The sequence below is a fragment of the Rhabdothermincola salaria genome, from assembly GCF_021246445.1.
GTDB lineage: Bacteria > Actinomycetota > Acidimicrobiia > Acidimicrobiales > Acidimicrobilacustridaceae > Rhabdothermincola_A > Rhabdothermincola_A salaria.
Window position 1 is genome coordinate 113,160 of record NZ_JAJQXW010000003.1, and the last position, 13,265, is coordinate 126,424.

The following is a 13,265-nucleotide window of genomic DNA, read 5'->3' on the forward strand; positions in this document are numbered from 1 at the left end:
GAGACGCACCGCATGGAGCGTCACGGCGCTCGGCTGGGCCGAGCGGCCATCTATCCTCGCGCAGGCCGGCGGGTCCGTACGAACGGACCGCTTCGCGATGGCAGTCTCAGCCCCCCGAGCGGGGCCTAACCGACGCTATCGGCCTCGCTGGTGGCTTCCTCCGCCGGAGCCTCGACACCGGCCTCGTCGGCCCCGTCACCGGCCTCGCCGGCGGGCGCGACGGCGTCGGCGGCTTCGGGCTCGTCGGGGGTCTCGGGCTCGCCGACGGCCTCCGCGGTCGTGTCGGTGGCCTCCGGCGCCTCGGCCTCGTCGCCGGCCTCGGCCGCGGCCTCGGCGGCCGCGTCCTCGGCCGAGCGCTGGGCGTAGGCCTCGGCCGAGAGCACCTCGCCGCCTTCGGCCGGCTGCCACACCTGCTCGCCGGTCTCGGGGTCGACGACCCACTCGCCCTCGGCCCAGTCCTGGTCGGCGTAGGCCTCTTCCTCGGCCAGCTGCGTCTCGCTCTTGATGTCGACGCGCCAGCCGGTGAGGCGGGCAGCCAGGCGGGCGTTCTGGCCCTCCTTGCCGATGGCCAGCGACAGCTGGTAGTCGGGCACGATGACCTCGGCGGTGCCGGTGTCCTCGTGGATCCGCACCTCCTTGACCTTGGCCGGCGAGAGGGCCTTCATGACGAAGTCGGCCGGGTCGTCGGAGAAGGGGACGATGTCGATCTTCTCGCCCCGCAGCTCGTTGACGACCATGCGCACGCGGGCGCCGCGAGCGCCGACGCAGGCCCCGACGGGATCGACGTTGGCGTCGTTGGACCACACGGCGATCTTGGTGCGTGCCCCTGGCTCACGGGCGCAGGCCTTGATCTCCACCACGCCGTCGGCGATCTCGGGGACCTCGAGCTCGAAGAGCCGCTTGATGAGCCCCGGGTGGGTGCGGCTGGTGACGATCTGGGGGCCCTTGGCCGTCTTGCGCACCTCGACGATGTAGGCCTTGACCCGGCTGCCGGGCTCGGGGCGCTCGTAGGGCACCTGCTCGGCCTGGGGCATGAGCGCCTCGACGCGTCCGAGGTCGAGCAGGGTGTAGCGGGCATCGGTCTGTTGGATGATGCCGGTGACGATGTCGCCCTCGCGGCCGGCGTACTCCTCGTACTTCATCTCCCGCTCGGCCTCGCGGATGCGCTGGCTCATGACCTGCTTCATGGTCTGGGCCGCGACCCGGCCCCACACCTCGGGCGGCGGGGTGACGTCGAACTCGGTGCCCACGGGCACGCCGTCCTCGTCGAGCTCCTGGGCCATGACCCGGATCTCGCCGGAGTCGGGGTCGATGACCACCCAGGCGTACTCCTGGGCGTCGGGAAGGCGCTTGTAGGCGGACTCGAAGGCGTCGGCGAGCGCGCCGAAGAGGGTGTCGACCGAGATGCCCCGGTCGGTGGCGAGGGCCTGGAGGGCCTCCATGAGGTCGGGGTTGTTCATCACTCCGGGACCGTCTCCTGCGTGGTGGATGAGGTGGACGTCGGCGACGACGATCCACGGGACTTCGCCTTGGCCGCCTTGGCGGCCTTCTTGCCCTTGCCCGACGTGGCCTGGGGGGCGGCTTTGGTGTTCTTGGGGCCCTTGGGACCACCGGGCTTGGGGGCGGGGCCCCAGTCGAAGACCGTGCGGGCCTTCTCGATGTCGGGGTAGTCGAGGCGGATCTGCTCGCCCGCCGGCTCGTCGAGGGCGACGACGACGCCCGTGGCGTCGGCCGAGGCCAGGGTGCCGGCGAAGCGCCGGCCGCGGGCGAAGCCGGGGACCGTCTTCACCGAGACCTGGCGGCCCACGGCCCAGGCGTAGTGCCCGGGGGTGCGTAGCGTGCGCTCGAGGCCGGGGCTCGACACCTCGAGGGTGTACTGCCCGTTGATGGGGTCGTGCTCGTCGAGGGCCCGCGACAGCGCCCGGGTGACCGAGGCGATGGCCTGCATGTCGAGGCCACCGGGACGGTCGACGGTGACCCGGAGGACGGGCCCGGCCTGCTCGAGGTCGAACAGCTCCACGTCCTCCGCGGCCACGACGGGCTCCACGACGGCACGCACCCTCTCGGACACGCTCATGGCTCGACCTCCTCTCGACTGCTCGACGACGGGATGCGACCGGGGCCCCGAACGAGAGAAGGCGTGGGCAGCGCCCACGCCTTCGGTCGGAGAAACGATCGAATGCAGCGCCCAGTATAGCCCCCGAGCCCGGTGACGACCCCGTCGGTGAGGTGGTGCGGCGCCTCAGTAGGCCCGGGCGACGATGGCCACGGCGTCGGGATCGTCGTCGGTGCGGGGCAGGCTGCCATCGGGCATCACCAGACACCGAACCGTGACGCCCTGCTGGGCCAGCTCCCCTTCGCCGTCGGTGCCGAGGGCCGACCACGCGATGCGTGCCCAACCGGTGGCGGCCGCCTCGGCGGCCTCGGCGATGGTGGACACCTCGGCGGTGTGGGCGTCGCGGCGCTCGATGGCCTCGGCCAGCAGCGTGGCCTGGCCCTCGTCGAGGGCGGCACGCACGCCGGCGACGATGCCGTCGAGCGGCGTGGCGTCCTTGGTACCGGAGATGCGCCGGGCCACGGTGACCACGCCCTCGGCCAGGTCGCGGGGGCCCAACTCGAGTCGGACGGGCACGCCCTTGAGCTCCCAGTCGGTGGCCCGGCGCCCCATCGAGGTCTCGACGCGCACGTCGAGCTCGACCCGCAGCCCGGCATCGGTGAGCTCGGCGGCCAGCGCCCGGCAGCGCTCGACGACGGCGTCGTCGTCGCGCACAGCCAGGACCACGACCTGCACGGGCGCCAACGCCGGCGGCACGCGCAGGCCGGCGTCGTCGCCGTGGCCCATGATCAGGCCGCCCACCATGCGGGTGGACACCCCCCAGGAGGTGGTCCAGGCCAGCTGCTGGGTGCCCTCGGCGTCGAGGTAGGCGATGTCGAAGGCCTTGGCGAAGTTCTGGCCGAGCTCGTGGCTGGTCCCCATCTGCAGCGCCTTGCCGTCGCCCATCATGGCCTCGCACGTCATGGTGTTGGTGGCCCCGGCGAAGCGCTCCTTCTTGGTCTTGCGCCCGACTACGACCGGCAGGGCGAGCACGTCGCGCATGAAGCCTTCGTAGACGTCGTGCAGGATGCGTTCGGCGTAGGCCCGGCCGTCGTCCTCGCTGACGTGGGCGGTGTGGCCCTCCTGCCAGAGGAATTCGCTGGTGCGCAGGAACACGCGGGGGCGCAGCTCCCAGCGCACCACGTTGGCCCACTGGTTGAGCAACAGGGGCAGGTCGCGGTAGCTCTGCACCCACTTGGCCATGAACTCGCCGATGACCGTCTCGGAGGTGGGGCGGACCACGACGGGCTCGTCGAGGTCCTTGCCCCCGGCGTGGGTGACCACCGCCAGTTCGGGGCTGAAGCCCTCGACGTGCTCGGCCTCGCGGGTGAGGTAGCTCTCGGGGATGAACAGCGGGAAGTAGGCGTTCTTGGCCCCGGCGGCCTTGATGCGCCGGTCGACCTCGGCCTGCATCTGCTCCCAGATGGCGTAGCCGTAGGGGCGGATGACCATGGTGCCGCGCACGGGACCGTTGTCGGCCAGCTCCGCCTTGGCGACGACGTCTTGGTACCAGCGAGGGAAGTCCTCGGCCTGGGGGGTGAGCACAGGTGCCTTGGCCATAGGGCGCCGATGCTACGACAGGGTGACCCGGGCCCCTTTCAGGGGTTCGGGCGATCGGGCCCGTCGCCCCCGCGGCCGTCGTCCCGGTCGGCGTCGGGCGGGGCGGCCGAACCGGGGTCCTCGAGGCGGCGGATCTCGGTGATGCGCTCGCCGGCGTGGTTCACGTCGTCGCCCTTGTCGTCGAGCAGCTTGGCCCGGTCGGCTTCGGCCTCGGCCGCGGCGCTGTCGTCCTTGCGGCGCAACGCCTCTTCCACGCCGCCTTCGGCGATGATGCCGGCCCATTCGACCAGGGCCTCGACCATCCCGGCCTCGGGCACGACCTTGACGACCTCGCCCTTGACGAACAGGTGCCCCCGCTTGCGACCGGCGGCGATGCCGAGGTCGGCTTCGCGGGCTTCGCCCGGACCGTTGACCACGCAGCCCATGACCGCCACCTGGATGGGGATGTTCATGCCGTCGAGGGCGGCCTGGGCCTTCTCGGCCACCTCGATGACGTCGACCTCGGCCCGGCCGCACGACGGGCAGGCAATGAGGTCGAGGCCCCGGCGCTCGCGCAGCCCGAGGCTCTCGAGCAGCCAACGCCCGGCCCGGACTTCCTCGACCGGGTCGGCGGTGAGCGAGTAGCGGATGGTGTCGCCGATGCCCTCGGCCAGCAGGGTGGCCATGCCGGCGGTGGCCTTGACCAGCCCCGCCGGGGGCGGACCGGCCTCGGTGACCCCGAGGTGCAGGGGGAAGTCGACCGTGTCGGCCAGCAGCCGGTAGGCGTCGATCATGAGGGCCACGTTGGAGGCCTTCACCGAGATCTTGACGTCGTCGAAGCCGACCTCCTCGAAGTAGGCCAACTCGCGCTGGGCGGACTCGACCATGGCCTCGGCCGTGACCCGGCCGCCGTACTTCTCGTAGAGCTCGGGGTCGAGCGACCCGCCGTTGACCCCGATGCGGATGGGGAGGCCTCGGTCCTTGGCCTCGGCCGCGACGGTCTTGATGTGCTCGGGCCGTCGGATGTTGCCGGGGTTCAGACGCAGGCCCTGGACGCCGGCCTCCATGGCCTCGAGCGCGCGGCGGTACTGGTGGTGGATGTCGGCGATGATGGGCAACGGCGAACGCGGCACGATCTGGGCCAGGCCCTCGGCCGCCTCGACCTCGTTGCACGTGCAGCGCACGATGTCGCATCCGGCGCCGGCGAGGGCGTAGATCTGCTGCAAGGTGCCCTCGACGTCGGCGGTCTTGGTGGTGGTCATCGACTGCACCGTGATCGGGGCACCACCGCCGACGGGGACCTTGCCCACGTGGAGCTGCCGGGTGCGCCGTCGCTCGTACCGGGTCTGGGGGGAGAGGTCGCTCACGGCACCGACCCTACGGGCCGAACGGGTTCTCGGCGGGGTTCACGATGTCGAGGTACAGCGACGACAAGCCGAGCCCGATGAAGAGGAACACCACCACGTAGGTGACCGGCATCAGCTTGGCCATGTCGGCGCGGTAGGGGCGCCCGGCGATGCGGCTGCGGATGCCCTCGTAGATGGCGACCGTGGCGTGCCCGCCGTCGAAGGGCAACAACGGCAGCAGGTTGATGAGGCCGAGGAAGATGTTGACGGTGATGAGCAGGAAGAGGAACGTGACCGCTCCCCCACCGTCGGCCGCCTGGGATCCCAGGCGGATGACCCCCAGGATCGACAGCACCCGATCCTCGTCGCCCGCCGAGGAGGACGACACGGCTTCGGGGGCCGGCGCATCGGGGTCGAGGGGGGTGAGCTCGGCCGTGGAGGCGGGCGAGGCCGGCGACTCCTCCGCGGTGAAGAGGTCGGCGTAGCGACTGAGGCCCTCGGGGGAGAAGAACCGGCCGAGACCCTGCACGGAGGCGACGGTGATCTCACCGAAGGTGCTTGCCGCGTCGCCGCTGGCGGCCACGACGTTCTCGCGCACCCGGGGGCTCTCGGGGCCCACCCCGAGCAGACCCCGATCGCCGTCGTCGGGCAGGGTGACCGGAGCCTCGACCTCGGCGGCGTACAGGAAGCCGTCGCGGTCGAACTCCACGCGCACGGGACCGTCGGCGGCCGCCAGGGCGGCGCGGAGCTCGCCGTAGTCGGCGACCTCGGTGTCGCCCACCCGGGTGACCATGTCGCCGCTCTGGAGCTGCCCGAGAGCCGCCGCGCCGGGGGCGGTGAGCTCCCAACCGATGTCGGCGGTGAGCGGCACGAGCTCGCCATCGCGCTCGACCACCAGGGTGACCTCGGAGCCGGCGCTCGGACGCACGAGGGAGCCGAACTCGTCGAAGTCGCCCACGGGTCGGCCGTCGAACTCGACGATGCGGTCGCCCTCCTGGACCCCGGCGACGGCTGCGGCGGACCCCTCGAGCACTCGGCTCACCTGCCACTGGTCGGGCTGGGGGGCGCCGAAGCCGGCGAAGATCACGACCAGCAGCAGCAGGCCGATGAGCAGGTTCATGGCCGGCCCGGCCAACACCACCGGCAGTCGCTTGAGGAAGGGCTTGTTGCGGTAGGTGCGCTCCTCGTCGGCCGGGTCGACCTCCTCGAGGGCGTGCATCCCGATGATGCGCACGTAGGCCCCCGCCGGGATCGCCTTGAGGCCGTACTCGGTCTCGCCTCGGTGGAACGACCAGATGCGCGGGCCGAAGCCGATGAAGAACTCGGTGACCTTCATGCCCGCCCACTTGGCCACCAGGTAGTGGCCCATCTCGTGGAGGAACACCGACACCACGATGGCCAGCACCATCAACAGCACGGGCCAGCCGGCGAAGAGGCCGAGGGCGACGACCGAGGCGATCAGCATCCCGAGGCGGACCCGGTGGTCGGCGAGGGGCGACGGCCCGGCGGCAGGGTCGGAACCCGGGTCGCCCTGACCGCCAGGGCCACCCTCGCCCCCGGGCGGCGGTGGCGGGTCGGCCGGTCGGCCGTGCTGGGGCCAGGGTCGGGGATCGGTCCCCGCGTCGGGGGCCGAGGGGCGGAGGGTGTCGCTCACGAGCGTGCTCCGGTGACGTCGAGGGGCGATCGGTCGAGCAGGTCGGTGGCCACCCGCCGGGCGGTGCGATCGGCGTCGACGACCGCGTCGGCGTCGGTGGCGGGGGCGTCGTCGTGGTGGTCGAGCGTGGACGCGATGACGGCGGCGATGTCGGCCCAGCGGATCCGTCCGGCGAGGAAGGCCTCCACGGCCACCTCGTTGGCGGCGTTGAGCCAGGCCGGGGCGGTGCCGCCCCGCCGACCGGCGGCGTAGGCCAGGTCGAGGCAGCCGAACGCGGCCCGATCGGGGGGCTCGAAGTCGAGGCGACCGAGGGTGGTCCAGTCGATGCGACCGAACGGGGTGGCGATGCGGTCGGGCCAGGCCAGCGCATAGCCGATGGGCAGGCGCATGTCGGGGGCCGAGAGCTGGGCGATGGTCGACGCGTCGGTGAACTCCACCATGGAGTGCACGATCGACTGCGGGTGCACCACCACGTCGATCTGGTCGTAGCCCAGCCCGACGCCGGCGTCGCCCGCCGGTGCGCCGAAGAGCTCGTGGGCCTCGATGACCTCGAGACCCTTGTTCATGAGGGTGGAGGAGTCCACCGTGATCTTCGGACCCATCGACCAGGTGGGATGGGCGAGGGCCTCGTCGACGGTGACGGCCGCCAGGTCGTCGGCCGACCGACCCCGGAACGGTCCGCCGCTGGCGGTGAGCAACAGGCGCGCCACCCGGCGGGGGTCGTCGTTGGCCCGCAGGCACTGGTGCAGGGCGCCGTGCTCGCTGTCGACGGGCACCAGCTCGGCGCCGGGGGTGCGGCGGGCCTGCTGCACGACCGGCCCGGCGGCGATGAGCGACTCCTTGTTGGCCAGGGCCAGACGGCGCCCGGCCCGCAGGGTGGCCAGGGTGACGCCGAGGCCGGCGAAGCCCACCACGCCGTTGACCACCACGTCGGCATCGGCGGCCAGGCTGGCCATGGCCTCGGGACCGCCGCGGACCTCACACTGCGGCAGGGCCTCGGCGATCACGGCTGCGGCGGACGGGTCGCTGACGGCCACGATCCGAGGCCGCACGGCCCGGGCCTGCTCGACCAGGACCTGGGGGTCGCGGCCGGTGGCCCCGATGGCGACGACCTCGAAGCGCTCGGGTTCGGCCGCCACCACGTCGAGGGTCTGCGTGCCGATGGAACCGGTGGAGCCGGCCAGAGCGACCCGGGTGGCGGTCATGGTCCGAGCCTACCGAGGGCCCGGCGCCGTGGGACCTCAGGCCAGGCCGAAGGCCCGCACCAGGTAGTAGGCGGTGGGCAGGACGAACAGCATGCCGTCGAAGCGGTCGAGGAGACCGCCGTGCTCGGGCAGCAACGACCCCATGTCCTTGATGCCCAGGTCCCGTTTGAACAGCGACTCCGCCAGGTCGCCGAGCGGGGCGGCCAGCGCGGTGACGAGCCCGAAGACCAGCGCCTGGCCGGCACTGAGCGGACCGACGCCGAGCACGACGGCGACGAGGAACACCGCCACCAGCGTGCCGAGGATCCCCCCCACGAGACCTTCGACGGTCTTGTGGGGCGAGGCCGCCACCAGCGGGGTGCGGCCCATGGACCGTCCGACGAAGAACCCACCCACGTCGGCCGCGACCGCGGCGATCACCGTGACGAGCAGGATCGAGACGCCCTCGACCGGGATCCGCAAGATCAGCGCGGCATAGGCACCGAGCACGCCGACCCACACGACGCCCACCATGGTGACGCCCAGGTTGGCGGTGGGCCGCGCCCGTCCGCCCACGCCGAGCAGGTACCACAGCACCCCGACCACGAGGGACAGGAACAGCACCAGCGGCATGGCTCCCTCGCCCCGCCAGTAGGTGGCGGCCGGGAGCACCGCCACCGCCACCAGGCCGAGCAGGGTGGCCGGTCGGAAGCCCCCGCGCTGCACGGCCTGGAAGTACTCGGCGCCGGCGAGGGCGACCACCACGGTGACCACGACCATGGCCGCCGCCGGACCGATCCAGAAGGCGATGAGGGCGACGACGGCGATGGCCACGCCGACGATGGCGGCCTGGCGGACGTTGCGCCCGGCGGGCGGCTCGTCGCCGGTGGGCTCCGGGCGCCGCCGCCGAGGGCGCGGCGCGGCGGGGTCGTCGTCGGGGGCGACGGTGTCGGCCGGAGGCGCCGGGGGGCGCGGTCGGGCCGGGCGCGGCTCGCGCGAACGGCGCGGGGCGGCCGAGGCCGCGGCCGGTGGCGGCGGAGGGAGGTCGGCGCGCGGCGTGTCCGCGCCCTCGAGGCCCAGCGCGCCGGTGATGGCGGCCTCCGCCACGTCGCCGGGATCGGGGACGTCGACGTCGTCACGTCGTCCTCGACCTCGCCGGCCGCGCCCCCGGCCGCGTCGAGCGTCGGCCTCGGCGGCGAGGTCGACGTCGTCGAAGTTCAAGAAGGCCTCGTCGGAGGTCCGCTCGCTGGTGTCGAGGGCCCCCAGGCGGTGGTCGTCGTCGTCCTCGGGCACGTTGGCCAGGTCGGCCATGAGGTCGCCGTGGTCGGTGGTGTCGTGCTCGCCGCGCCAGCGCGTGGAGCCGGCGGCGTACTGCGACCAGCGAGCCTCCTCGTCGGGATCGCTCGGGGCCTCGTCGCCCACGACCACACGCGGTACCTGACCGGTGGCCGGCTCGGTCCAGTGGGGCAGGAGCGACTCGCCGGTGGGTGGCCCGAGGTCGAGCACCGGTTCGGACGACTCGCCCACCACGACCCGGGTGACGTCGGACGATCCGTAGGCCGGCGGCCCGGTGAGCGGGTCGCCGTGGGGCGGGGCATCGTCGGCGGGCGGGGCCGACGGACGGGGTGCGGGCGCGGGGCGCTCGTCGCCGGAGTCCTCGGGGAACGGCGCCGCCGCCGCCGGGGCGGGCGGCTCGGGTGGCACCTGTGACTCGGGCGGGGCCGGGGGCTCGGGGCGCGGCGGGACCGATCCCTCCGCCCGCCGGGGCTCCACCGGGGCCACCCGGGGACGCTCGATGTCGCGGGCGTCGGAGGTCCCCGCGAGGGGGAACCGGATCGCCGGCTGCACGTCGTCGGGTGGCGGCGGCGGACGATCGCCGTACTTCTGGCCCTGACCACGGCGCCGGGCCACGCCTCCGCGCTCGGCCGCCTGCTCGATCTCCTCGGCGGAGATGATGCGCACGCCCTCGGCCGGGTCGGCCGTGGGGTCGGTCGTGGGTGACTCTTCGGAGCCGGGGAACCCCTCGTCGGACGTCATCAGTCCTCCAGCAGCTCGGTTTCCTTGACGGCCAGGGCCTTGTCGATCTCGGCCTCCTGGGCGTGGATGATCTTGTCCAGCTCCTTCTCGGCCCGGGCCAGCTCGTCGCCGGACAGGTCTCCGTCCTTCTCCAGGGCGTCGAGCTCGTGGCGGGTCTGGCGTCGCACCTGGCGCAGGGCGATGCGGCCCTCCTCGGCCATGTGCTTGACGACCTTCACCAGCTCCTTGCGCCGGTCCTGGGTGAGCGGCGGGAACGACAGCCGGATGGAGTGGCCGTCGTTGCTCGGGTTCAACCCGAGGTCGGAGTGCTGGATCGCCTTCTCGATGGCCCCCATGGCGCCCTTGTCGAACGGGGTGATGATCAGCTGGCGGGCCTCGGGCACCGAGAACCCGGCGAGCTGCTGCATCGGGACCTCGGAGCCGTAGTAGTCGACCACGATGCGCTCGACGAGCGCCGGCGCCGCCCGGCCGGTGCGGATGCTCGAGAACTCCGACTTGGCGTGGGTCACCGCCTTCTTCATCTTCTCGAGGCCTTCGGCCAGGGCCAGGTCGGCCATCTCGCTCGTCATCTGGGGGACTCCTTCACGTCGGCCTCGCCGGGCGGTGCGGTCGCGGCGAACAGCGAACCCGGGTACGCCCGGCGCACCTCCGCCAGCGGGGCGGGGTGCCTCGGATGGTGGCGGGCCCACGGCCCGACCGGATGACAGCGACGCTACCCCTTCGACGCCGCGCCCGGCATCCATGCCGCCGGGGCCGGCGCCACCGGGGTCAGCGCACGAGGGTGCCCACCGGGCGGCCCTCGAGCAGTGCTCGCACGTTGCCGTCGCCGGTGAGGTCGAACATCACGATGGGCAGGTCGTTGTCCATGCACAAGGTGATGGCCGTTGAATCCATGGCCCGCAGGCCCTGGTTGAGCACGTCGAGGTAGGTGACCTCGGTGAGCTTGGTCGCGTCGGGGTTGGTGCGGGGATCGTCGGTGTAGATGCCGTCGGTGCCCGAGTGGGTGCCCTTCAGCAGCACGCCCGCCTCGATCTCGACCGCCCGCAACGCCGCCGTGGTGTCGGTGGTGAAGAACGGGTTGCCGGTGCCGCCGGCGAAGATGACGACGCGGCCCTTCTCGAGGTGGCGGATGGCTCGTCGCCGGATGTACGGCTCGGCCACCTGGGCCATGTGGATGGCCGACTGGACCCGGGTGGGCTGGCCGAGCTGCTCGAGGGTGTCCTGCAGGGCCAGGGCGTTGATGACCGTGGCCAACATGCCCATGTAGTCGGCCTGGGCGCGATCCATGCCCGCGCCGGCGCCCGACATGCCCCGCCAGATGTTGCCGCCTCCGACCACGATCGCCATCTCGATGCCGAGGTCGTCGCGGACCTCGACGATCTCACGAGCGATCCGTTGGACGACGGCGCCGTCGATGCCGTAGCCGGCCTCGCCGGCGAACGCCTCACCGGACACCTTGAGCAGCACGCGCGCCCACCGGGCGCGAGGGGTGTCCGGGGAGGCGGCGTCGACCATCAGGCCCCGATGAAGACCTGGGCGAAGCGCACCACGGTGGCGTCGCCCAACAGCTGGGTGATCGTCTGCTTCTCGTCGCGCACGAAGCCCTGCTCGAGCAGGACCCGCTCCTTGTACCAGCCGCCCATGCGACCGTCCACGATCTTGGGCCAGGCCTGCTCGGGCTTGCCTTCGGCCTTGGTGATGTCGAGCAGCGCCTGGCGCTCGCGCTCGGCTTCGTCGGCCGGGACCTCGTCGCGGCTGAGGAACTGCGGCTTGGTGAAGGCGATGTGCACGGCGATGTCGTGGGCCAGCTCCTTGGTGCCGCCCTGCAGCTCGACGAGGACGCCGTTGACACCCCGGCCGTCCTGGATGTGGAGGTAGGAGTCGAGGACGTTGCCCTCGGCGGCATCGAAGCGGACGACCTTGCCCAGCTCGATGTTCTCCTTCTTGGCGATCTTGAGGGCGTCGAGCTCCTCGGCCAGGTCGGCCACGCCGTCGGTGCCCTTGGCGACCACCCGCTCGGCCAGCTCCTGCACGAGGGAGGTGAAGTCGTCGGCCTTGGCCGAGAAGTCGGTCTCGCTCTTGAGCTCGACGAGGGCACCCACCTGGCCGTCGACCACGGCGGCCACGGAGCCCTGGGTGTTCTCGCGATCGCCGAGCTTGGCCACCTTGGCCAGGCCCTTCTCGCGCAGCCACTGGGCCGCTTCGGTGGCGTCGCCGCCGTTCTCCTGCAACGCCTTCTTGGCGTCCATCATGCCGGCGCCGGTGGCCTGGCGCAGGGCCTGGACGTCCTTGGCGGTGAACTCTGACATCTTCAGGACTCCTGGGGGGTGGAGGTCTCGGTGGAGGTCTCGGTGGAGGTCTCGGCGGCGGCCTGACCGGCAGCCTCGGCGTCGGCCTCGAGGTTCTCGACGTTCTCGGGGGTGAGGCCGGCCTCGGTGGACTGGTCGACGGCGAGGGCCTCGGTCTCCTCCGCGGACTGCGCCGGCTCGGCCTGCTCGGCGGCGATGCGGGCATCGCGGGCGGCAGCGGCCTCGGCGGCCTGGCGGCGGGCCTCGGCCTGGGCGGCCTCGTGGGCGGCTTCCTGCTCGGGGCTGCGCTCCGGCACGGCGGGCGCGGCCTCGGCGACGGCGCCCCGCTTGTTGGAGGCGATGAAGCGACCCTCCTCGACGGCGTCGGCGACCACGCGGGCCATGAGGTTGGCCGAGCGGATGGCGTCGTCGTTGCCGGGGATCACGTACTGGATGATGTCGGGGTCGCAGTTGGTGTCGACCACAGCGACGATCGGCAGACCGAGCTTGTTGGCCTCGGTGACAGCGATGTCTTCCTTCTTGGTGTCGAGGATGAACACCGCGTCGGGCAGGCGCTCCATGTTGCGGATGCCGCCGAGGTTGCGCTCGAGCTTCTCGAGCTCCCGGCTGATGAGGAGGGCTTCCTTCTTGGGCATGGCCTCGAACTCACCGGAGTCCCGCATGCGCTGGTACTCCTTCATCTTGGCCACGCGCTTGGAGATCGTCTGGAAGTTGGTGAGCATCCCGCCGAGCCAGCGCTCGTTCACGTAGGGCATGCCGCACTTCTCGGCGTAGGACTGCACCGGGTCCTGGGCCTGCTTCTTGGTGCCCACGAAGAGCACGGTGCCACCGTCGGCGACGAGGTCGCGGACGTAGCCGTAGGCAGTCTCGATCCGACCGAGCGTCTGCTGGAGATCGATGATGTAGATGCCGTTGCGCTCACCGTGGATGAAGCGCTTCATCTTGGGGTTCCAGCGGCGGGTCTGGTGTCCGAAGTGGACGCCGGCCTCGAGCAGTTGGCGCATGGTGACGACGGGGGCCATGGTTGTCTCCTCCAGCGGTTGGGCGGACGGGTCGCGTCGGCGCCCCGGGAGGGGCGACCGCGGATCGACGGACCCGGGA

11 protein-coding genes are annotated in these 13,265 nt (G+C 72.3%); all 11 read right to left on the reverse strand.

What is annotated here, in order from left to right; translation table 11 throughout:
* Positions 1-125: 125 nt before the first annotated feature.
* The gene (nusA, locus tag LUW87_RS13770) at positions 126-1,460 is read right to left on the reverse strand and encodes a transcription termination factor NusA (RefSeq protein WP_232671768.1); all 1,335 of its coding nucleotides are present in this window, start codon (positions 1,458-1,460) and stop codon (positions 126-128) included.
* Positions 1,460-2,077, reverse strand: a complete 618-nt coding sequence (locus LUW87_RS13775) for a ribosome maturation factor RimP (protein WP_232671769.1) — start codon at positions 2,075-2,077, stop codon at positions 1,460-1,462. The genes nusA and LUW87_RS13775 overlap by 1 nt, the downstream gene beginning before the upstream one ends.
* Positions 2,078-2,242: 165 nt before the next feature.
* Complete coding sequence (proS, locus tag LUW87_RS13780) at positions 2,243-3,655, reverse strand: proline--tRNA ligase (protein WP_283251146.1); 1,413 nt, start codon at positions 3,653-3,655, stop codon at positions 2,243-2,245.
* Between the two features lie 38 nt (positions 3,656-3,693).
* On the reverse strand, positions 3,694-5,001 hold the full coding sequence (ispG, locus tag LUW87_RS13785; protein ID WP_232671770.1) for a flavodoxin-dependent (E)-4-hydroxy-3-methylbut-2-enyl-diphosphate synthase: 1,308 nt from the start codon (positions 4,999-5,001) through the stop codon (positions 3,694-3,696).
* Between the two features lie 10 nt (positions 5,002-5,011).
* Positions 5,012-6,634, reverse strand: a complete 1,623-nt coding sequence (locus LUW87_RS13790; RefSeq protein WP_232671771.1) for a site-2 protease family protein — start codon at positions 6,632-6,634, stop codon at positions 5,012-5,014.
* Positions 6,631-7,839 carry a 1-deoxy-D-xylulose-5-phosphate reductoisomerase gene (gene dxr, locus LUW87_RS13795; protein WP_232671772.1) on the reverse strand — a complete coding sequence of 403 codons (1,209 nt, stop codon included), beginning with the start codon at positions 7,837-7,839 and terminating at the stop codon, positions 6,631-6,633. Before dxr ends, LUW87_RS13790 begins: the two co-directional genes overlap by 4 nt.
* A gap of 36 nt (positions 7,840-7,875) precedes the next feature.
* Positions 7,876-9,855: a phosphatidate cytidylyltransferase gene (locus LUW87_RS13800; RefSeq protein ID WP_232671773.1), complete on the reverse strand. Its 1,980-nt coding sequence runs from the start codon at positions 9,853-9,855 to the stop codon at positions 7,876-7,878.
* Positions 9,855-10,412 (reverse strand): ribosome recycling factor, encoded by a 558-nt coding sequence (gene frr / locus LUW87_RS13805; RefSeq protein ID WP_346742570.1) that lies wholly within the window; start codon positions 10,410-10,412, stop codon positions 9,855-9,857. Before frr ends, LUW87_RS13800 begins: the two co-directional genes overlap by 1 nt.
* 211 nt (positions 10,413-10,623) lie before the next feature.
* The gene (gene pyrH, locus LUW87_RS13810; RefSeq protein WP_232671775.1) at positions 10,624-11,370 is read right to left on the reverse strand and encodes a UMP kinase; all 747 of its coding nucleotides are present in this window, start codon (positions 11,368-11,370) and stop codon (positions 10,624-10,626) included.
* A complete protein-coding gene (gene tsf, locus LUW87_RS13815; RefSeq protein WP_232671776.1) occupies positions 11,370-12,164 on the reverse strand; it encodes a translation elongation factor Ts in 795 nt (264 codons plus the stop codon). The genes pyrH and tsf overlap by 1 nt, the downstream gene beginning before the upstream one ends.
* Before the next feature lie 2 nt (positions 12,165-12,166).
* A complete protein-coding gene (rpsB, locus tag LUW87_RS13820) occupies positions 12,167-13,186 on the reverse strand; it encodes a 30S ribosomal protein S2 (protein WP_232671777.1) in 1,020 nt (339 codons plus the stop codon).
* Positions 13,187-13,265: the final 79 nt, after the last annotated feature.

Excerpts from the sequence above, each read along its gene's own strand:
- nusA (WP_232671768.1), bottom strand. The coding sequence starts at position 1,460 with ATGAACAACCCCGACCTCATGGAGGCCCTCCAGGCCCTCGCCACCGAC.
- LUW87_RS13775 (WP_232671769.1), bottom strand. The coding sequence starts at position 2,077 with ATGAGCGTGTCCGAGAGGGTGCGTGCCGTCGTGGAGCCCGTCGTGGCC.
- proS (WP_283251146.1), bottom strand. The coding sequence starts at position 3,655 with ATGGCCAAGGCACCTGTGCTCACCCCCCAGGCCGAGGACTTCCCTCGC.
- dxr (WP_232671772.1), bottom strand. The coding sequence starts at position 7,839 with ATGACCGCCACCCGGGTCGCTCTGGCCGGCTCCACCGGTTCCATCGGC.
- LUW87_RS13800 (WP_232671773.1), bottom strand. The coding sequence starts at position 9,855 with ATGACGTCCGACGAGGGGTTCCCCGGCTCCGAAGAGTCACCCACGACC.
- frr (WP_346742570.1), bottom strand. The coding sequence starts at position 10,412 with ATGGCCGACCTGGCCCTGGCCGAAGGCCTCGAGAAGATGAAGAAGGCG.
- pyrH (WP_232671775.1), bottom strand. The coding sequence starts at position 11,370 with ATGGTCGACGCCGCCTCCCCGGACACCCCTCGCGCCCGGTGGGCGCGC.
- tsf (WP_232671776.1), bottom strand. The coding sequence starts at position 12,164 with ATGTCAGAGTTCACCGCCAAGGACGTCCAGGCCCTGCGCCAGGCCACC.
- rpsB (WP_232671777.1), bottom strand. The coding sequence starts at position 13,186 with ATGGCCCCCGTCGTCACCATGCGCCAACTGCTCGAGGCCGGCGTCCAC.